The sequence below is a fragment of the Halomonas sp. CH40 genome (genome assembly GCA_041875495.1).
GTDB lineage: Bacteria > Pseudomonadota > Gammaproteobacteria > Pseudomonadales > Halomonadaceae > Vreelandella.
The window spans coordinates 948746-968969 of record CP112982.1 but is presented as its reverse complement, the minus strand read 5'-3'; the positions used below and the strand labels follow the sequence as shown (position 1 = coordinate 968969).

Below are 20224 nucleotides of genomic sequence, written 5' to 3'. Positions count from 1 at the left end.
CATTATAACCTGCTGAAAGGACGTCTCAACCTTTCAGCGCATAATATGGCGTACGCCAACTCAGCCCTGATGGTGTTTTTCCAGCCTTGCCAGACGCTTGGCGATCTCATCAAGCTGTTTGAAACGCACTGCGTTCTTACGCCATTGATGGTTGGCCATAGCGCCGGTGCCGGATGAGTAGACCCCTGGCTTGTGAATCGAGTTGGTCACCAGACTCATACCCGTCACCTGTACTCCATCGCACAGGGTGAGGTGACCCGACAGACCAACACCGCCGCCCAGCATGCAATGCTTGCCCACTCGAGTGGAACCAGCAATGCCCACACAGCCAGCGAGTGCAGTGTGGTCGCCAATATGCACATTGTGAGCAATCTGTACCTGGCTATCGATTTTGACATCGTTACCGATGACGGTATCGCCTAGCGCACCACGGTCAATGCTTGAGCAACTGCCTACTTCTACATCATCGCCAAGAATCACGCCGCCCAACTGGGCAATCTTGTGCCAGCCTGTGCCATCATGGGCAAAACCAAAACCATCAGCACCGATAACGCAGCCACTGTGCAAAATGACCCGTTTGCCGATTACCACACCGTGATAAAGAGTGACATTGGCATGCAGGTGCGAGCCTTCACCCAACTGCGTATCCGCACCCACAACGCTTCCTGGGCCAATTACAACATTGTCTGCAAGTACCGCACCCGAGGCCACAACCGCATGGGCTTCGATGCGCACCCCTTGACCCAGTTCGGCATCTTCAGCCACGACGGCGCTTGGGTGCACGCCGGCCTCAAGACGATTGGCGGCCAAAGGGTCAAACAGCTGCGATAGTTGGGCATAGCCGACATAAGGGTTGGCAATTTCCAAGCAGGCTACCGGGCAATCCTGTGCATAATCAGGATGCAACAATACTGCCGCCGCTCGGGTTGACGCCAGGTCTTTCAAATAGGCACGGTTAGCCAGAAAAGCAACTTGATCAGGCCCAGCATCTTTCAGTGTCGCCAGGCCACTAACAGCGACGTTAACATCTCCCTTGACGGAAATATTGAGATGGCGTGCGATATCTGCCAGCGTCATTGAAACGTGTGGGTGCGTCATAAAAACCCGTCATGCCAGTGGTGCGGCCAAGCCGCACCGGGGACGATTAGCTGTTTAGAGCGTGTTGAATATTTCAGTCACTTCATTGGTCAGGTTGGGCAGATCCATGGAGGAATGCAACACCCCCTGCGGCTCAACCAGAATATCGATGCTGTGGCGTTGAATGACCTGATCAACTGCCTGCTCCAACTTGGCTTCAGATTGTTCCAGAAATGCCTGCTCCGAACGCTGTTGAGCCTGTAAAACCTCCTGGCGTAGCTGCTGGAAACGGCCACCTTTCTGCTGCAGCTCAGCAACCAGTGACTCACGCTGCGACTGTGCCATGGAATCACCCTGGCTCTGTAAACGCTCCTGCAGAGACTGTAATTCATTGGCCAGACTTTGCGCTTCGTTCTGTTTGGCGCCAATTTCGCTTTCCAACTGACTCAGTGATGACTGGGCCGACTGGGTATTCATCAGTGCAGCGCGCCAGTCCAGTACAGCCACTTCCGCGGCAGAGGCCGCCTGAATGGGCAGGATCATGGCGGCCGAAACCCCCAGAACAGCAATCAGTTTACGCATGATTAACTCCTTGTAGATATAAGTGCGTTGGGTGAGTGCATCGCTGGTCGCACGATTGCTGACAGCGATGACTCGCTTCCATTAAGCGACAGGGTCGCGTCTAACTCGTTCCATGCTCGCTTGTTCCATGCTCGATACATGCTCACCATCAATGGCTCAGATCAATCTAGAATGACTGTCCCAGCGAGAACTGGAAGAACTGGGTGTCATCACTTTCCTGGCTGTCCACGGCTTCAGCAAAACTGAAGGTAAGCGGGCCAACCGGCGTCAACCATGAAAAGCCGACCCCGACACTCGAACGCAGATCGTTCAGATCAACGCCGGATGAGCAGCGCGACGTACCGGATTCAATCGCATAGCAGTCCGTCAGGAAAGTATTACCCACATCATAGAATAGCGATGTCTGAAATGAGTTTTGGTCTTCGATAAACGGTAACGGGAAGATAATCTCGGCCGAACCTTCTATCATCACATTACCCCCCAGAGTGCCGGTACGCGTGCTACCCTCAGGCGGCGTGGTTCGCTGACCCAGGGTGTTGGCAGTAAAACCGCGCACCGAGCCCAGGCCACCGGCATAAAAGTTTTCGTAGAAGGGATAAGGATCGTTACCACCCAGGGTATCCGCATAGCCCAGGTTACCGCTGAATTTGAGCGACCATTGATCATCGTTATCTATCGGGAAAAGCTTCTGGGCTCTTGCTCGGGCCTTGTAATAGCTGGTGTCACTCCCCGGCGCGGCCGTCTCGATAGAAAGACGCTGGTAATTACCTGCCGTTGGCATGATGCCACGATTCAGGTTATTACGAGTCCAGCTGCCTGTCAGTTTCAGGCTCTGGGCATTATCGCCGACGTCAGTGACGTACTGGCGGATTTCCTGGGCCGTATCGTTATAGGTTTTGACCGTTGTATCTTCAATGCTGGCACCGAAGTTAATCCGCGATATCTCACTGACGGGATAACCAAAATTGATACCTGCACCGTAGGCATCCGTTGAGTAGGTGGAGATATCCGAGTCTTCATAATCCGTCTCACGGTAGAAGACATTATAGCCCCGTGAGATACCATCCTTTGTCCAGTACGGGTCGGTGAAGCCGAAGTTGACGCTGGTAAAAGTATCACTGCGCTGCGCGCCAATATTGACGCGGTTACCGCTGCCCAGGAAATTGTTCTGGGATAATGAGGCGCCGTAAATAACCCCGGCGCTCTGCGAGAAGCCAACACTGGCAGAAACAGAGCCCGACGGTTGCTCCTTGACTTCATAGGTGACGTCCAGCTGATCCGGCTCACCGGCCACCCGGCGGGTGTCGACTTCCACTTCACTGAAAAAGCCCAGTCGCTCCAGCCGCACTCTCGATTGGGCGATGGCGTCGGTTGAAGCGGGTGCGCCCTCCATCTGAATCATTTCACGGCGCAACACTTCGTCTTCTGTGGTGGTATTGCCCACAAACTCGATGCGACGTATATAGGTACGCTGCCCTGGATTGACGCCAATCACCAGATCAACCGAAGTACCGTCACCAGCCAGCTGCGGCCGACCCTCTACCTCGGCGAAGGCAAAGCCTTCTGCCCCCAGACGCTGGCGAATCGCTTCGGTTGACGCATTCAGATCGCGGCGCGAAAAGATTTCACCCTGTTCAATCTGCAGCAGCGAACGGGCTTCAGATTCACCAATTTGCAGATCGCCATCAAAACTGACCTCCCCTATCCGATATTGCTCACCCTCATCCACATTGAGAGTCACAAATATCTTGTTCTTTTCCGGGCCAATGGACACCTGGGTAGAGGTCACCTCAAAGCCGACATAGCCGCGATCCAGGTAGTAGGAACGCAGGCGTTCAATATCACCCGCCAGTGCTTCACGGGAGTATTTGTCGTTTGAAAACAGGCCAAAGAAGAAACCCGGCTGGTCTTCAAGCTCAAACTGGTTCAGCAGGGTTTCATCATCGAAGGCCTCGTTGCCGACGATATTGATCTGATGAATCCTGGCGATTTCACCTTCACGAATGTTGATATCGACCTGAACGCGACCCTCATCAATCTGGTCGACACTTGTTTCAATATTCGAGTTGTAGCGCCCTTGAGACTGGTAGACGCCTTCCAGTTCGCGCTGAATCTCTTCCAGCGTTGAAAGCTGCAGCACCTGGCCTTCTGAAAGCCCCGCCTCGCTCAGGCCACGGCGCAGGTCAGCATCAGTAATCTGTTCGTTTCCTTCGATATTCAGGCGAGCAATGGTTGGCCGCTCTACTACCTGAATCACCAGCACATCCCCTTCACGGGCCAAAGAGACATCATCGAACAAGCCAGTTTCGAACAGTCGCTGCGCAGCATCAGAGAGAGTACGTTCATCCACCGTATCGCTGGCACTGACGGGAAAGGCGTTGAAGACCGAAGCGGCGGATACGCGCTGCAGCCCTTCTACACGAATGTCGGAAACGTCAAAAGATTGTGCTTTGGCACCGCTGGCCGCGGCCAGCAGTAAGGCCGCCATCCCTAGTGTTTTGATTTTCATGCAGTCAGTCCGCTCGCTTTGGTCTGCCGTTATTTTTCCAGACAGGCACCATATACATTTGTGTAGGGGGATGACAAGTTGACTTGCCCTCTACACACGTTATTACTTACCCACGCTACTCTCTGTTCACGCTACACGACCCATGCTATCCACTTCACTACCAGAGACGCATCAGATCAAAATAAAGCGCCATAATCATCAGGGTACCCACCATGGTGATACCGATCCGCAGCCCAATCGCCTGCGCCTGCTCAGAGACAGGCCGCCCACGAACCACTTCCACCAGATAGTAAAGCAAATGCCCACCATCCAGCACAGGTATCGGCAGCAGGTTGAGTACCGCCAGACTAATCGACAAGTAGGCAATAAAGCCAACAAAGGCTTCCAACCCTGCTCGCGCTGAATCGCCGGAAATCTGTGCGATGGTGATCGGCCCAGACAGATTAGAGGGAGAAATCAGCCCCACAAACATCTTGCGAATAGCGTCAACAGTAAGCAGCGACATCTCGCCTGTTTTGGCAACCGCCTGCCCCACGGCGTCCAGCGGGCCATAGCGGATTTCACGGCGCAGCTCTTGCGGCCAGGTGACGGGCTCGGCGCCCGCTCCGATATAGCCAATCTCAGCACCGTCAGCCTGAGGGTTAGTGCCCGGCGTCAGGGTCAGCGATTGCTGATCGCCATCACGTTCGATCTTCAGTGACAACTCTTCCCCTGCGCTCACCCTGACGACATTGACAAATTCCACCCAGTCGCCGACTGCAGTGCCGTTGACTTCAACAATCCTATCACCTACCTGAAGCCCAGCCTGGGCGGCGGCTTCGCCATCCAGAATCTGACCAAGCACCGCCGGCATATCTGGCCGCCAGGGTTCAAAACCCAGGGTACCAAATGGCTGGGGCGGGTTCTGGCGAGCCAGAAAGTTATCCACCTCAAGCCCATAAGTGCGTGCACTTTCAGACCCTTCGGGACGGGCATCAATTTCCAACCGACCATCGTAGCCGATCAAGGCAACCAGTTTGAGATTGATCTCGTCCCAGGCGCGCACCGACTCGCCCTGAATGGCAACGATTTCATCACCGCGCTCAAGCCCGGCCTCAGCGGCGGGCGAAGCAGGCGTAACATCGCCCACCAAGGGAGCTACCGTGGTGGTTCCAGCCACAAAGATGGCCCAGTAAGCCACTATGGCCAGCAGAAAGTTGGCTATTGGCCCGGCGGCCACAATGGCGATACGCTGCCAGACATTTTTACGGTTGAACGCCTGATCAAGCTGCTCATCGGGCACCGGCCCTTCACGCTCGTCAAGCATCTTGACATAGCCACCAAGCGGGATGGCGGCAACGGCAAATTCTGTTCCGTGGCGGTCAGTGCGTGACCAGAACGGTTTGCCAAAGCCTACCGAGAAACGCAGCACCTTGACGCCACAGCGCCGAGCCACCCAAAAGTGGCCGAATTCATGAAAGGTCACCAGCAGACCCAGGACGACAATCACCGCCAATATATTCTGAATCAGGCCCACGCGTTTCTCCTCTGCCCACCGTTACCGAGACGTTTCCGAAGCCGTTAACAAAGCCACTAACGAAACCGTTGAATAATACACTGCTGTGCAAGCTTTCGTGCGCGCCGATCTGCATCAAGCACCGTCTCCAGGCTATCAACGGTGGAGATAGGCGATTGATCAAGTACAGATGCCACAATATCGCCAATGCTGACAAACCCCAAGCCTTGCTCCAAAAAAGCTTCTACGGCCACTTCATTAGCCGCATTGAGGATGGCGGGTGCTGTTCCTCCTGCCTGCATGGCCTCACGCGCCAACCTCAGGCAAGGAAAATGCTGCTCATCCGGCGGTTCAAAATCCAGCCGCGCCACCTGGAAAAGATCCAATGCCTTGACGCCTGCGTCTATCCGCTCAGGCCAGGCAAGGCCATAGGCAATAGGGGTGCGCATATCCGGATTTCCCAGCTGAGCAAGAACGGAGCCATCATGGTAGGCGACCATGGAGTGAATCACGCTCTGGGGGTGCACAACCACACAAATCTGTTGCGGTGTGGCATCAAACAACCAGCAGGCTTCGATCAGCTCCAACCCCTTGTTCATCAGGGTAGCACTATCAACCGAGATCTTACGGCCCATCGACCAGTTGGGATGGGCACATGCCTGATCAGGCGTCACATTTGCCAGGGCATCCTGCCCCCACCCACGGAAAGGACCACCGGAAGCCGTTAACAGCAGCTGTGCGATGCCGTGTTGTTCAAGACCACCACGATGTTGGAGAGGTAGACACTGGAACATGGCATTATGTTCAGAATCGATAGGTAAAAGTGTTGCCCCGGAACTTTCAACGGCCTGCATAAAAAGCGCGCCGCTCATCACCAACGCCTCTTTATTGGCCAGCAGCACCCGCTTGCCACTTTGCGCGGCTGCCAGAGCCGGTAACAAACCCGCTGCCCCGACAATCGCCGCCATCACAATATCTACGCAGGGAGCCGATGCGACGACACTATGAGCCTCGGCACCCGTTTCAACCAATGTCTTCACCCCGGCACTTGCCAGCTCATCACGCAACCACTGGCCATCGTCTGGTGAACTCAATACCGCTATCTGTGGACGATGAACCAGACACTGGGCCAACATAGCTTCACGCGAGCAATTAGCTGTCAGGGCGTAGACACGGTAGCGCTCAGGGTGAAGCGCAATGACCTCAAGAGTGCTGGTGCCGATAGAGCCGGTGGAGCCTAGCACGGTGACCCATTGTTGAGCGCTCATAAAACGGCTACCAATGGATAAAGGAGAGCAAAGAGAGGAACGGCTGCAGTCAGACTATCAATCCGGTCAAGCACTCCGCCGTGGCCTGGTAACAACTGGCTGGAATCCTTGATCTGTCGGTGACGCTTCAGCATGCTTTCAAGCAAATCTCCCAACACAGAAGCCAGTGTTACGATCAGGGTTATCAGCACAAGTAGGCTGCTGTCTACAATCCCTAACTGCTGCCAGGCACCAAACACCAGCGCCAGCAGCAGGGTCGCCAGCATGCCACCGACCACGCCTTCCCAGGACTTTCCTGGGCTGACGTTGGGTGCAAGCTTGCGTCGCCCCCAGGCACGACCGGCAAAGTAGGCGCCAATATCCGCAGACCAGACCAACAACAGCACAAACAGTAGCCAGACGCTGCCTACCGTTTCCAGCACATTAAATCCTACCCAACAGGGTAGCAGTACCCACAAACCCATTCCCAAACGCCGTGACGGTGCCTGCCAATGAGCCTTTTTGCCCGGGTAATGCGTCACCCAATACAGATTGACCAGCCAGCCCAGTGCCCCTACCCATAAAAGCCAGCCAGCCCCCTCACCGCCAGCCAGCCAGAGCAGCAGCATCAGGGCGGCCATGGCCACCACACAAGCAGCGCGCCAGGCTGACGTGGTAACACCCGCCAGATTGCTCCACTCCCAGCTTGCCAGCAGCACAATCAAGGCTGTAAACAGCGCGTAGGCGTTACCCTCAAGGCCAAACAAACCCGCTAGCACCAAGGGCGCCAGCCAGGCGGCCGTAATGATTCTTTGCTTAAGCACCCTGAACCTCTATCTGTTGCCCTGTCATACCGAAACGCCGCTGCCGCTGCGCAAAGTCTGTAAGCGCCTGGTCAAAGGCATTGGCATCAAAATCAGGCCACAGTAGCGGTGAAAAATATAGCTCTGCATAAGCCAACTGCCACAGCATGAAGTTGGAAAGGCGCTGTTCGCCACTGGTTCGAATACACAGATCAACCGGTGGTACCTGGTGTATTCCCATGGCTTCATTCATGCGCTTTTCATCAACCTCGTCAGGCGCCAGGTTACCTTCAGCTACCTGCTGGGCCAGCCTGCGTGCCGCGCAGGCAATTTCCCACTGACCACCGTAATTGGCCGCAACAATCAGGTGCATACCGCTGTTGTTAGCGGTCATTTCCTCGGCCCGACGGATATGCTTTTGAATAGCGTGCGAAAACCCTTGCCGATTACCCAGGATGGTCAGCCGGATAGCATGAGAATGAAGCTTTTTGACTTCACGCTTTAACGCCATCAGAAAAAGCTCCATCAGGGCATTGACTTCCGGCGCCGGACGTTTCCAGTTTTCGCTGGAGAAAGCAAACAGGCTCAGGGTGTCAATACCCTGTTCAGCGGCACGCCGGACAACGTTGCGAACCGCCTCAGCGCCGGCGCGATGACCGCGCACACCCGCTAAGCCACGCGCCTTCGCCCAGCGGTTGTTGCCATCCATAATGATGGCAACATGAGAAGGTCGCGGCTCAGATATCTCTCCACCTTTCTGATGGGCAGTTGGCTGTTTGTGTGGAAGCAGCGGTGACGTCATGAAGTTTTTTACACCAATGGTCATTCATCCAACCGGCCCTGAAAGCCGCACAGGCAGCCAGGCTGCCCGTGACGTTAATAGCTATGCGTTACACCTGCATCAGGTCGTGCTCTTTTGCAGTCAGCGCTTTGTCGATTTCCGCGACGAACTTATCCGTCAGCTTCTGGATCTCATCTTCGCCCTGACGCTGATCATCTTCGGTGATCTCTTTATCTTTCAACAAGGATTTGAAATCACCGTTAGCATCACGGCGCACATTACGCACAGCAACCCGAGCATTTTCTGCTTCATGGCGGGCCTGCTTGATGTAACCCTTGCGAGTCTCTTCGGTCAGCATCGGCATCGGCACACGGATCACCGTACCTGCACTGGCGGGATTAAGCCCCAGATCAGACGTCATGATGGCTTTTTCAATCTTGGGCACAATGCCTTGCTCCCAAGGAGAGATCGTCAGCGTTCGTGCATCTTCCACATTGATCGATGCGACCTGACTCAGCGGCACGTCACTACCGTAATATTCGACGGTGACAGAATCCAGAATACTCGGATGCGCGCGCCCGGTGCGAATCTTGTTGAAGTTGGTATGCAGCGCTTCCACGCTTTTTTTCATACGCCCTTCTGCATCTTTCTTGATTTCGTTAATCACCCTATTCACCTCTGTCTATCAAAGTGCCTTCCTTACCCCCAACCACCAGGTTAAGCAAGGCACCAGGCTTGTTCATATCAAATACCCGCACTGGCATATCATGGTCACGCACCAGGCAGATAGCGGTCAAATCCATAACGCCGAGCTTCTGTTCCAGCGCATCATCATAGGAAAGGCGGTCGTATTTCACCGCATCGGCGTGCTTGACGGGGTCTTTATCATAGACGCCATCAACCTTGGTGGCCTTGATCACCACATCAACGTCAACCTCGATACCCCGCAGGCAGGCCGCCGAATCAGTGGTGAAAAACGGGTTGCCGGTACCGGCAGAAAACAGCACAACATCGCCGGAAGTCAGGTAGCGGATAGCAGTGCGTCGGTCGTAATGCTCTACAACGCCGCTCATCGGAATAGCTGACATCACCCGGGAGCGGATATTGGAGCGTTCCAGAGCGTCCCGCATGGCCAATGCGTTCATTACAGTCGCCAGCATCCCCATATGATCGCCGGTTACTCTATCCATGCCAGCTTCATTCAATGCTGCGCCACGAAACAGGTTGCCGCCGCCGATGACCAGACCCACCTGAACACCAATCCCCACCAATTGACCGATCTCAAGCGCCATGCGGTCAAGCACCTTGGGGTCTATCCCGAAGTCGTGCTCACCCATCAAGGCTTCCCCGGAAAGCTTGAGCAAAATACGCTTGTATTTCGACTTTGAGCCTTCAGGTTTCTTGTTGGGAATAACAGCGGTCAAAGGCTCATTTGCATCGTGGGACATGGGCTTTCTCCTCGGCAGGATATATTAGGCAGACTGGACGGCTAAAACTCGGCGACGGCGAAAGCCTTTGTACACCATGCATGTGTAACATAAGCATACATCCAATGTAACACGCGCAGACACAATGCATATGACATGCGCCAATCGATATACATATAAACTATGTATAAATTAAAAACATGGCGGCACAAAAAAACACCAAGGCCGGATACGCAAAAGCGTGCGCAACTGCGCACGCCATCACTTTCTGAAACTTGCGACCTTAACTACGGCCTGCCTGTTCCATTACTTCTTTGGCAAAATCAACTTCTTCTTTCTCGATGCCTTCGCCGACTTCAAAGCGAATAAAGCTCAGTACTTCACCATCGGCCGCTTTTGCATACTCAGCGACAGACTGGTTAGGATCCTTGACGAAAGGCTGTTCAGTCAGGCTGTTTTCAGCCAGGTACTTCTTGAGGCGACCCTGAACCATCTTTTCAGCAATGTTTTCCGGCTTACCGGCCATGTCCGGCTGAGCCAGAATGATCGCCTTCTCGGTATCCAGGTTTTCCTGCGGCATATCTTCAGGACGGGCAACGGCCGGGTTGATCGCTGCCACGTGCATGGAAATATCCTTGGCAGCGTCAGCATTGCCGCCTTTCATGACGGTCAACACGCCAATGCGACCACCGTGGACGTATTCACCCACCAGGTTGCCTTCGCCAGCGTTGATAACGGCAGCACGGCGTACGCTAATGTTCTCGCCGATTTTCTGTACCAGCTGCTCACGCACGACTTCCAGCTCACCTTCCATCACAGCGGCAACGTCTTCGCTCTTGGCAGCAAAGAAAGCGTCCGCAATCTTGGCAGCAAAGTCTTTGAAGTTGTCGTCACGGGCAACAAAATCGGTTTCAGAATTGATTTCGACCATAACGCCATAGCTGCCATCTTCTGCAACACGCGTAACAACAGCGCCTTCTGCAGCAGTACGGCCAGCTTTTTTCGCGGCTTTAAGGCCGGAATTCTTACGCAGGTTCTCGATTGCCACGTCGATATCGCCGCCCGCTTCGGTCAGTGCTTTTTTGCACTCCATCATGCCAAGGCCGGTACGTTCGCGCAGTTCCTTCACCTGAGAGGCACTGATAGCTGCCATGATAATTCACCTCTGATCTAATGGGATCTAGAAAATTAAAGATAAGGTCCGCCTGAGCGGGAAAAAGGGGGCGCAGGCCCCCTCCTGATGCGATGCGGTGCAGCGCACCTCATCTTGTGGCGGCCAGAATTACTCGGCAGCCGCGCTGTTTTCTGCGTCAGCAGATGTCTGTTCAGCGTCCGTCACTTCAACGAATTCGTCAGGACGGCCTTCTTTGGCACTGGCGCAGGCATCGGCGATGGCCTTGACGTAAATCTGGATCGCACGGATGGAATCGTCGTTACCCGGAATGACGTAGTCGACGCCATCAGGATTGGAGTTGGTATCCACCACGCCGATAACCGGAATACCCAGCTTGTTCGCTTCGTTGATCGCGATACGCTCATGATCAACGTCGATAACGAACATGGCATCAGGCAGACCGCCCATGTTCTTGATACCACCAATGGAACGCTCAAGCTTTTCCTGCTCGCGGGTTGCCATCAGGACTTCTTTCTTGGTCAGCTTCTCGAAGGTGCCATCTTCGTGCATGGTTTCAAGATCGCGCAGACGCTTGATGGACTGGCGAATAGTCTTGAAGTTGGTGAGCATGCCGCCCAACCAGCGATGGTTGACGAACGGCTGACCTACACGGTTGGCTTCTTCCTTGATGATCTTGCTGGCGCTACGCTTGGTACCGACAAACATGATCTTGTTGTTGGAAGCAGCCATCTTTTCAACCACGTCGATCGCTTCATTCAGCGCCGGCAGCGTGTGCTCAAGGTTGATGATGTGAATCTTGTTGCGCGCACCGAAGATGTATTTACCCATCTTCGGGTTCCAGTACTTGGTCTGGTGACCGAAATGAGCGCCTGCCTTGAGCAGGTCACGCATATTGACGTGTGCCATGATAAAACTCCTGAAAACTCGGGTTAGGCCTCCATACACCCCATGGATCCGACCAGAGACGCTACCGGATAAGCCCAGCACCTGGCTGAACGCATCGCTCTGCAATAACACCGGCCATAAAAGGTTGTCGGCACAGTGTTGCAGGTAAGCAGCACGCAAAGGCACCCGGGACCATGTGACGGTGCATGTGTGTTTTAAGGCTTGCGGTTTGGATAACGTGCACCATTGCACGCCACCTATTGTGCACTATAGCAGTAGCCAGGCACCGATCAATTGATCAAGAATGCGGTTGGCGATTGCAGTGAAGCGCGCGGCTTTATACCATAGATCCAGATCAAGATGAAGCCGTAACGCATTACGTGGCTCACCGTACAGCCCGTTTTATTGTGTGAAATAACACCCTACACCATCGAGACCTCATGAACGTTCCGATTAAAACGCCTGCTGAAATCGACAAGATGCGCGAAGCTGGCCGCCAGGCGGCCCGTGTTTTCGAAATGATCACACCGTATGTCAAAACAGGCGTCTCGACGGGTGAGATTGACCGTCGCTGCCATGAATTTATTGTTAATGAACTGGGCTCCACACCCGCACCGCTTAATTACCACGGCTTTCCCAAGGCGACCTGCACATCCATCAATCACGTGGTGTGCCATGGCATCCCTGACGATAGCAAGAAGCTTAAAAACGGCGACATCATGAACCTGGATATTACCGTCAAGACGGCGGACGGCTATCACGGCGATTCCAGTGTCATGTTCGTGGTAGGCGAGAGCATTCAGGGCGAACGCCTCAGCCGCGTGACCCAGGAATGCCTGTATAAAAGTATTGCTTCCATCAAGCCCGGCGTGCGTCTTTCCGATCTCGCTCGGGTCATCCAGAAGCATGCAGAAGGCCACAGCTATTCCGTGGTTCGCGATTTCTGCGGGCACGGCATTGGTGCAAGCTTTCATGAAGAACCCCAGTTTCTTCACTATGACGGCTACGCCCCCGACGCCGATATCGCCCTTGCTCCCGGCATGTGCTTTACCATCGAGCCAATGATTAACGTAGGCGGCTATAAAACCAAGGTGCTGCGCGATGGCTGGACGGCGATTACCAAGGACCGTAGCCTGTCAGCTCAGTGGGAGCACACCTTGCTGGTGACCGAGAGCGGCGTAGAAGTATTGACCGCTCGCAATGATGAAGACCTGAGCTTTTTGAGCGTCTGATGCTACTTCACCATTACCGCTTCGAACCCGACCGGTCGCTTCTCGACCTGGATGCCTTTCGCGCTGAGATGGTGGGCTCACGCTCACCCATAGCGCCCTTCAAGGCCGCCCTGCGTGATCTTCAGGAACGCCTGGATGAGCGCTTCCGGGCGGGCGCTGATATCCGTGACCTGGTGCGTGGGCGCGCCTGGTACATGGATCAACTGCTGGCCATCGCCTGGGAACAGCATGCCTGGCCGGATGACGGCGTTGCCCTGGTGGCCGTCGGCGGTTATGGACGCGGGGAGCTGCACCCGCATTCCGATATCGATTTACTTCTGCTGCTTGAAAACGATGACGATGCGCCCTATCGCGAGCCGCTGACCGCTTTTATTACCTTCCTGTGGGATATCGGCCTGGATATTGGCCATAGTGTTCGTTCACTCAACGACTGCGAGCGGGAATCGAAAGACGATGTGACCGTGATCACCAACCTGCTTGAATCACGCCTGATTGCTGGACCCAAGCGGCTGCGCCAGGCCATGCGCCAGCGCTTGAGCGCTGATCGGCTGTGGCCGGCCGACCGCTTTTTTGAAGCCAAATGGCAGGAGCAGATTGCCCGTCACTACCGTTATAACAACTCTGAGTATCATCTTGAGCCCAACCTCAAGAGTTCGCCGGGCGGGCTGCGCGATATCCAGATGATTGGCTGGGTGGCCAAGCGTCACTTCGGCACCGAAAAATACGCGGACATCGTCGCTAACGGCTTTATGAACGACGCTGAACTGCGCATTCTCAGCCAGGGCCAGGCCTTCCTGTGGCAGGTGCGCTATGCCCTGCACATGCTGACGGGCCGTGCCGAAGACCGCCTGCTGTTTGATCACCAGCGCACCATTGCCGAACTTTTCGGTTTTCGTGATAACCCCGAGCGCCTGGCCGTCGAGCAGTTCATGAAGCGCTACTACCGCCATGTCACTGCGCTTGCCGGGCTCAATGACATGCTGTTGCAGCATTTTGATGAAGTTATCCTGCGTGGCCAGCAATCTCTGGAAACGGTGGTGCTCAACGAGCGCTTCGAAACCAAGGGCGGCTATATTCAGGCGCGTTCACGCACCCTGTTTCGCGACAAGCCCTCCGCCATGCTGGAGCTGTTTCTGATGATGGCCCAGCACCCGGAAATTGAAGGGGTACGTGCTGACACCATCCGCCTGATCCGCGACCACCGCCATCAGATCGATGACCATTACCGGGAAGATCCGCTGCATCAACGCCTGTTCCTCGCTCTGCTGCGCTCCCCCGGCAACGTGCCACGTCAGTTACGCCGCATGAACCGCTACGGCATCCTCGGCAAATACCTGCCGGAATTTGGCCGTGCGGTCGGCCTGATGCAGCATGATCTGTTTCATATCTACACAGTGGATGCCCATACCCTGCGGCTGCTCAAGTTCCTGCATGGCTTTCGCAAAGCGGAATGCAAGGAAGAGTTCCCCGTGGCTGCCGCGCTTATGCCACAACTACCCAAGCTTGACCTTTTGTGGATTGCCGGGCTGTTTCACGATGTGGGCAAGGGTCGCGGCGGTGACCATTCGCTGATTGGCGCCTATGATGTCGAGCAGTTCTGCCTGCGCCATCGCATTTCAAGCCCCGATACCAGCCTGGTACGCTGGCTGGTGGAGCATCATCTGCTGATGTCGATGACCGCCCAGAAACGTGACATCACCGACCCGGATGTGATCCGTGACTTTGCCCTGACGGTGCGCAACGAAACCCGCCTGGATTACCTGTATGTGCTGACCGTCGCTGATATCAACGCCACCAACCCTACGCTATGGAACGGCTGGCGCGCCTCCCTGTTACGCCAGCTTCACGCTGAAACCAAGCGGGCCTTGCGGCGGGGCCTCAAGAACCCGCCCGACCGCGATGACTGGGTACGCGAAACCCGTACGGAGGCACGCTCACTGCTGAATACCATGGGCATTGCCTCGGAACAGATCGACCCCCTGTGGGATTCCCTCGGCGAAGACTACTTTCTCCAGTACGCGCCCAGTGAAATTGCCTGGCAGACCCAGGGCATCCTTGCCCATCAGCCGGAACAGCTCCCCCTGGTGCTGATCAGCGCCCCGGCCAAAGGCATGACAGAAGGCGGCACCAAGGTGTTTATTCACACCCGCTCGGTGGACGACCTGTTTGCGGCCACCGCCGCCGCCATGGAACAGCTTGGGCTGTCCATTCATGATGCGCGGATTGCGACCTCCAATAATGACTGGACGCTGAATACCTTTATTGTGCTGGACCATCAGGGTCAGGCTATCTCGGATCCGGAACGCATCGAGGAGATGCGCCGCCATCTGGTCGAGGAGCTTGACGACCCGGATGACTACCCCAATATTGTATCGCGCCATACGCCGCGCCAGCTCAAGCACTTCAAGGTCACCACTGAGGTGCTGATCGAACAGGACCCGGCCAACGAACGCACCCTGCTGGAACTCAGTGCCCCTGACCGCCCTGGCCTGCTGGCCCGCGTCGGGCGTATTTTCATGGAGCAGGATATCGCCCTGTCTGCGGCCAAGATCGCCACCCTTGGCGAGCGGGTCGAGGATGTCTTCTTCATCACCACCAAGGCCGGCGAACCACTGACCGACCCTGAACGCCAGCAGCAGTTACGTGAACGCCTGATCGACGTGCTCAGCGTCTGAGCGTGCTGGCGTTTGAGCTCGCTTGACGCCTTGCCTATAATCACCAGGCATTTCCAACATCATAACGCTGCAATCTGGCCACTGGACGCTCATGAACCCTGATCTCGACGCATTGCACCCTTATCCGTTTGAAAAGCTGGCCGCCCTCAAGGCAACGCTCTCGCCGCCGTCGGATCTGGCACACATTCCACTGACCATTGGCGAGCCGCAGCATGCCCCCTATGCCGCAGCGCTTGCAGCGCTGCATGCCCATCAGGCAGAGTTCGCCCGCTACCCGGCCACCGCTGGCCTGCCGGCCCTGCGTGAGACCATTGCCAACTGGGCCAGCCAGCGTTTCGGGCTTGAGGGGCTCGACCCGGCATCCCAGGTGTTGCCGGTCAACGGCACCCGGGAAGCCATCTTTGCTTTTGTGCAGACAGCTCTTGACCGCAGCCGCGCCGCCCAGGTGGCCGTCCCTAACCCTTTTTACCAGATCTATGAGGGTGCCACCCTGCTGGCCGGTGGCCAACCGCTCTATCTCGATTGCACTGCGGACAACGGCTTTCGCCCGGATTTCAGTGCGGTTCCTGCGGATACCTGGCGAGACGTCCAATTGGTGTTTATCTGCTCACCGGGCAACCCGACCGGCGCTGTTACGCCACTGGATGAGTTTAAGCAGCTGATTGCCCTTGCTGATGAGCACGACTTTATCATCGCATCGGATGAATGCTACTCAGAACTCTATCTGGATGAAGCCACACCGCCGCCCGGATTGTTACAGGCTTGCGCCGCAATTGGCCGCCACGACTACCGGCGCTGCGTGGTCTTTCATTCGCTTTCCAAGCGCTCCAACCTGCCGGGGTTGCGCTCCGGCTTTGTAGCGGGTGATGCGGATCTGTTGACCCCGTTCAAACGCTACCGCACCTACCACGGCTGCGCCATGTCACTGCCGCTGCAACACGCCTCGATAGCCGCCTGGCAGGATGAAGCCCATGTACTGGCTAACCGTGAGGCGTATCGCGAGAAATTCGCCGCTGTCACCGCTGAACTCGCGCCCGTCATGGATTTCCCGACACCTGAAGCAAGCTTTTATCTCTGGCCAGCCGTGCCGGGTGGTGATGATATTGCCTTCACCCAACGCCTGTATGAAGAAATGCACGTCAGCGTCCTGCCCGGCAGCCTGATGGGGCGCCCCGGCCCCAATGGCGTTAACCCCGGCAGTGGCCGGTTGCGCCTGGCGCTGGTGGCGGAAGTCGCCCCCACTCGGGAAGCCGCTGAACGCATTCGCCGCCTGGTGGAACGCGGCTGAGCAGGCAGCCTCGCTGCCCGGATCACTATCGACTCAACCTGGAGAAGACGCCATGCTGACGCTTTATATCATCAAGAACTGTGATACCTGCCGTAAGGCGCAAAAGGCACTGGACGCCAAAGGCATGCCGTACAAGACCCACGACCTGCGTGACGATGGCCTCTCGGCGGCGCTGCTTGAGCATATCCTCCATCGCGTGCCGCTGGTCGAGGCCATTAACAAGCGCAGCAAGACCTGGCGGGAACTGTCTGATGAAGAAAAGGATTACGACGCCAACTCAGCGCGACAGTTGATCCTCAAGCATCCCACTCTGCTGAAACGCCCCCTGCTGGAAGTCGATGACGACACCATTCTTGTTGGCTACAAGGATGGCGATTACGACAAGCTCTAGACTGACCGGCTCACTTTCTCCAACCCGATCATTTAACTGACACAACCAAGGAAACCACCCTTATGCTGAGCTTTGCGCTTGGAATCGGCACCCAGAACACTCAAGGCGACTGGCTGGAAATTTACTATCCGGCCCCTCTGCTGAACCCGGATGACAGCCTGGTCAAGGCAGCCCAGGAAGCGCTTGACGCTCCACAAGGCACTTCTGCTATCAGCTTTCTGCCTGAACACTGCTCAACGCTGGCACAAGCCCTCGCTGCCGCTGGCCATCCAGCCCAGGCGGAGCTTGCCGACTCCTTGAGCGCCAGCCACCGCCCGCTGGTCGCCATGTTTATCGATACCGACCAGCCGCCGCAGACAGCACCTGAGGTGTACCTCAAGCTTCATCTGCTCTCGCACCGTCTGGTCAAGCCTCACGGCCTGGATCTTACCGGCATGTTTGGCCTGCTGCGCAATATTGCCTGGACCAACGAAGGCCCGATCGATATTGAAGAACTGCCCGCCCGCCGCCTGAGAGCACGCCTTGCTGGCCGCACCCTATCAGTTGACTGCGTTGACAAGTTCCCCAAGATGACCGATTACGTGGTACCGACCGGCATCCGCATTGGCGACACGTCGCGGGTACGCCTGGGCGCCTATCTGGGCGAAGGCACCACAGTGATGCACGAAGGTTTCGTCAACTTCAATGCGGGCGCTGAAGGCCCCGGCATGATTGAAGGGCGCATTTCTGCCGGTGTGATGGTTGGCAAAGGCTCGGATCTGGGCGGTGGCTGCTCCACCATGGGCACCCTTTCCGGTGGCGGCAACATCATCATCAAGGTCGGTGAGGGTTGCCTGATCGGCGCCAACGCCGGCATCGGCATTCCGCTGGGCGACCGTTGTACGGTGGAAGCTGGCCTTTATATTACCGCTGGCGCCAAGGTCACCCTGCTGGATGACCAGAACCAGGAAGTGAATACCGTCGCGGCCCGTGAACTGGCCGGCCAGGATGACCTGCTGCTGCGTCGTAACTCTCAGAACGGCCGGATCGAGTGCCTGACCAACAAGAGCGCTGTGGCATTGAACGAGGCGTTACATGCCCATAACTGAACCGGATGCCCTGTCACCGACGTTACAGCTGGCGTTTGATCTGCTGCGCCGCCCTTCGGTGACGCCCGATGACGAAGGCTGTCAGGACGTCCTGATCGAGCGCCTGGAGGCGCTCGGTTTTCATATCGAAAAGCTGCCCTTTGGCGATGTCGATAACTTCTGGGCGATGCGCGGCCACCACGGCCCCGTGCTGGCGTTTGCCGGGCATACGGATGTCGTACCCAGCGGGCCGTCAACCCATTGGGAGTTTCCGCCTTTTGAGCCGTGCATTGATGACCACGGCATGCTGTGCGGCCGAGGGGCTTCCGATATGAAAGGCAGCCTGGCCGCCATGATCACCGCCGTTGAACATTTTGTTGGGCAGTACCCGGATCATGACGGCCGCATTGCCTTTCTGATCACCTCGGATGAGGAAGGTCCAGCCATTGATGGCACCCGCGCCGTGGTCGAACATCTGCGCGAAACCCACGAACGGCTGGATTACTGCATCGTCGGCGAGCCGTCTTCCACCCGTGAACTGGGCGATATGATCAAGAATGGTCGCCGTGGCTCCCTGGGTGGCGTGCTGCATATCACGGGTGTGCAAGGCCATGTGGCCTATCCTCACCTGGCACGCAATCCAATTCATCAGGCTCTGCCCGCCTTGGATGCACTGACGAATGAACACTGGGATCACGGTAACGAATTTTTCCCAGCTACCAGCTTTCAGGTCTCCAATATCCGTGCAGGCTCTGGCGCCACCAATGTCATTCCTGGTGACGTCGAGGTGATATTCAACTTCCGTTTTTCTACTGAAGTCACCCATGAGCAACTCCAGGCGCGAACCAGCGCTATTCTGGATGCCCATGGGCTTGAGTACAGCCTGGACTGGACGCTTAACGGCGAGCCCTTTCTGACCGCCGAAGGTGCTCTGGTGGATGCTGCCATCCAGGGTGTCGAGGCGGTGACCGGTCGTCGCCCGACACTCTCCACGTCAGGCGGCACCTCTGACGGGCGCTTTATTGCCACCCTCGGTGCCCAGGTAGTGGAACTCGGGCCGCTCAATGATACGATCCATAAGGTCAACGAGCGTATTCGCGCAGCGGATCTGGATGACCTCAGCCGCATCTATGCAGCAACGCTGGAAGCGCTGTTCGTCAAGGCTGAAAGCCACTCAGAAGGGATTGCATGATGGAGCCGTACCCGGATATCGAAATCTACCTGGCTCAGGCATCGCATGATGCACTGAATGCCTGGCTGGGAGATAGACTCAAGGCCCCACCGCTCACACCGGCAGGCAAGCAGCGCTGGCGCACCCAAGGCCAGTATAACGGGCATAGCGTGCCTATCCTGCTGGTGGAAAAAGCCGCCGACGGCTATGCCAGCCTATGGTTCGATAGCCCGCATATGCCCTGGCACACAGATCAGGAAGCGGCCCAGGAAGCCGCCGAAGCACTACTGTCCGAGGTACGCTGCTCGCTGGGCGGTTGGCATCCGGGTGCTGACCCTGACCGTTTCTGGCAGGTGCTCCCCGGCGGCAAGGAAGGCGCCATTCACTGGCCAGATTCCGGCCGCTAATCATTGCATGACTACCCCCCATAAACGCCAACGGCCCCGCAAAAGCGGGGCC

18 protein-coding genes are annotated in these 20224 nt (G+C 56.3%); 7 read left to right on the top strand and 11 right to left on the bottom strand.

The window, feature by feature from the left end; genetic code table 11:
* Positions 1–60: 60 nt before the first annotated feature.
* The 11 genes from lpxD to rpsB form a co-directional block, all read right to left on the bottom strand.
* Positions 61–1098: a UDP-3-O-(3-hydroxymyristoyl)glucosamine N-acyltransferase gene (gene lpxD / locus OR573_04480; protein ID XGA80914.1), complete on the bottom strand. Its 1038-nt coding sequence runs from the start codon at positions 1096–1098 to the stop codon at positions 61–63.
* Positions 1099–1152: 54 nt separating this feature from the next.
* The gene (locus OR573_04475; GenBank protein ID XGA80913.1) at positions 1153–1659 is read right to left on the bottom strand and encodes an OmpH family outer membrane protein; all 507 of its coding nucleotides are present in this window, start codon (positions 1657–1659) and stop codon (positions 1153–1155) included.
* A 166-nt stretch (positions 1660–1825) separates the two neighbouring features.
* Complete coding sequence (gene bamA / locus OR573_04470; GenBank protein ID XGA81665.1) at positions 1826–4147, bottom strand: outer membrane protein assembly factor BamA; 2322 nt, start codon at positions 4145–4147, stop codon at positions 1826–1828.
* A 178-nt stretch (positions 4148–4325) separates the two neighbouring features.
* Complete coding sequence (gene rseP, locus OR573_04465; protein ID XGA80912.1) at positions 4326–5684, bottom strand: RIP metalloprotease RseP; 1359 nt, start codon at positions 5682–5684, stop codon at positions 4326–4328.
* 56 nt (positions 5685–5740) lie between these two features.
* Positions 5741–6931 (bottom strand): 1-deoxy-D-xylulose-5-phosphate reductoisomerase, encoded by a 1191-nt coding sequence (gene ispC / locus OR573_04460; GenBank protein ID XGA80911.1) that lies wholly within the window; start codon positions 6929–6931, stop codon positions 5741–5743.
* Positions 6928–7734 carry a phosphatidate cytidylyltransferase gene (locus tag OR573_04455; protein ID XGA80910.1) on the bottom strand — a complete coding sequence of 269 codons (807 nt, stop codon included), beginning with the start codon at positions 7732–7734 and terminating at the stop codon, positions 6928–6930. Before OR573_04455 ends, ispC begins: the two co-directional genes overlap by 4 nt.
* Positions 7727–8515 carry a polyprenyl diphosphate synthase gene (gene uppS / locus OR573_04450; protein XGA81664.1) on the bottom strand — a complete coding sequence of 263 codons (789 nt, stop codon included), beginning with the start codon at positions 8513–8515 and terminating at the stop codon, positions 7727–7729. The genes OR573_04455 and uppS overlap by 8 nt, the downstream gene beginning before the upstream one ends.
* Before the next feature lie 88 nt (positions 8516–8603).
* Entirely contained in the window at positions 8604–9161 is a 558-nt protein-coding gene (gene frr / locus OR573_04445; GenBank protein XGA80909.1) for a ribosome recycling factor, read from the bottom strand.
* A 1-nt stretch (position 9162) separates the two neighbouring features.
* Complete coding sequence (gene pyrH / locus OR573_04440) at positions 9163–9942, bottom strand: UMP kinase (protein XGA80908.1); 780 nt, start codon at positions 9940–9942, stop codon at positions 9163–9165.
* A 262-nt stretch (positions 9943–10204) separates the two neighbouring features.
* Positions 10205–11074 carry a translation elongation factor Ts gene (gene tsf, locus OR573_04435; GenBank protein XGA80907.1) on the bottom strand — a complete coding sequence of 290 codons (870 nt, stop codon included), beginning with the start codon at positions 11072–11074 and terminating at the stop codon, positions 10205–10207.
* 129 nt (positions 11075–11203) lie between these two features.
* The gene (rpsB, locus tag OR573_04430) at positions 11204–11962 is read right to left on the bottom strand and encodes a 30S ribosomal protein S2 (GenBank protein ID XGA80906.1); all 759 of its coding nucleotides are present in this window, start codon (positions 11960–11962) and stop codon (positions 11204–11206) included.
* Between the two features lie 419 nt (positions 11963–12381).
* Between rpsB and map the strand changes: the two genes are divergently transcribed.
* The 7 genes from map to OR573_04395 all read left to right on the top strand — a co-directional run bounded on the left by map (position 12382) and on the right by OR573_04395 (position 20172).
* A complete protein-coding gene (gene map / locus OR573_04425; protein XGA80905.1) occupies positions 12382–13173 on the top strand; it encodes a type I methionyl aminopeptidase in 792 nt (263 codons plus the stop codon).
* Entirely contained in the window at positions 13173–15848 is a 2676-nt protein-coding gene (locus tag OR573_04420) for a [protein-PII] uridylyltransferase (protein ID XGA80904.1), read from the top strand. Before map ends, OR573_04420 begins: the two co-directional genes overlap by 1 nt.
* 91 nt (positions 15849–15939) lie before the next feature.
* Positions 15940–17136 carry a succinyldiaminopimelate transaminase gene (dapC, locus tag OR573_04415; protein XGA80903.1) on the top strand — a complete coding sequence of 399 codons (1197 nt, stop codon included), beginning with the start codon at positions 15940–15942 and terminating at the stop codon, positions 17134–17136.
* Positions 17137–17188: 52 nt separating this feature from the next.
* Positions 17189–17527, top strand: coding sequence for a Spx/MgsR family RNA polymerase-binding regulatory protein (locus tag OR573_04410; GenBank protein ID XGA80902.1), 339 nt, complete (start codon positions 17189–17191; stop codon positions 17525–17527).
* Between the two features lie 62 nt (positions 17528–17589).
* Positions 17590–18615 (top strand): 2,3,4,5-tetrahydropyridine-2,6-dicarboxylate N-succinyltransferase, encoded by a 1026-nt coding sequence (dapD, locus tag OR573_04405; protein ID XGA80901.1) that lies wholly within the window; start codon positions 17590–17592, stop codon positions 18613–18615.
* Positions 18602–19786 (top strand): succinyl-diaminopimelate desuccinylase, encoded by a 1185-nt coding sequence (dapE, locus tag OR573_04400; protein ID XGA80900.1) that lies wholly within the window; start codon positions 18602–18604, stop codon positions 19784–19786. The genes dapD and dapE overlap by 14 nt, the downstream gene beginning before the upstream one ends.
* Positions 19783–20172: a hypothetical protein gene (locus OR573_04395; protein XGA80899.1), complete on the top strand. Its 390-nt coding sequence runs from the start codon at positions 19783–19785 to the stop codon at positions 20170–20172. Before dapE ends, OR573_04395 begins: the two co-directional genes overlap by 4 nt.
* The last annotated feature ends 52 nt before the right edge of the window (positions 20173–20224 follow it).

Coding starts and splice junctions, on each gene's coding strand:
- lpxD (XGA80914.1), bottom strand. CDS start 1,098: ATGACGCACCCACACGTTTCAATGACGCTGGCAGATATCGCACGCCAT.
- OR573_04475 (XGA80913.1), bottom strand. CDS start 1,659: ATGCGTAAACTGATTGCTGTTCTGGGGGTTTCGGCCGCCATGATCCTG.
- bamA (XGA81665.1), bottom strand. CDS start 4,147: ATGGCGGCCTTACTGCTGGCCGCGGCCAGCGGTGCCAAAGCACAATCT.
- ispC (XGA80911.1), bottom strand. CDS start 6,931: ATGAGCGCTCAACAATGGGTCACCGTGCTAGGCTCCACCGGCTCTATC.
- uppS (XGA81664.1), bottom strand. CDS start 8,515: ATGACGTCACCGCTGCTTCCACACAAACAGCCAACTGCCCATCAGAAA.
- pyrH (XGA80908.1), bottom strand. CDS start 9,942: ATGTCCCACGATGCAAATGAGCCTTTGACCGCTGTTATTCCCAACAAG.
- tsf (XGA80907.1), bottom strand. CDS start 11,074: ATGGCAGCTATCAGTGCCTCTCAGGTGAAGGAACTGCGCGAACGTACC.
- rpsB (XGA80906.1), bottom strand. CDS start 11,962: ATGGCACACGTCAATATGCGTGACCTGCTCAAGGCAGGCGCTCATTTC.
- map (XGA80905.1), top strand. CDS start 12,382: ATGAACGTTCCGATTAAAACGCCTGCTGAAATCGACAAGATGCGCGAA.
- OR573_04420 (XGA80904.1), top strand. CDS start 13,173: ATGCTACTTCACCATTACCGCTTCGAACCCGACCGGTCGCTTCTCGAC.
- dapC (XGA80903.1), top strand. CDS start 15,940: ATGAACCCTGATCTCGACGCATTGCACCCTTATCCGTTTGAAAAGCTG.
- OR573_04410 (XGA80902.1), top strand. CDS start 17,189: ATGCTGACGCTTTATATCATCAAGAACTGTGATACCTGCCGTAAGGCG.
- dapD (XGA80901.1), top strand. CDS start 17,590: ATGCTGAGCTTTGCGCTTGGAATCGGCACCCAGAACACTCAAGGCGAC.
- dapE (XGA80900.1), top strand. CDS start 18,602: ATGCCCATAACTGAACCGGATGCCCTGTCACCGACGTTACAGCTGGCG.
- OR573_04395 (XGA80899.1), top strand. CDS start 19,783: ATGATGGAGCCGTACCCGGATATCGAAATCTACCTGGCTCAGGCATCG.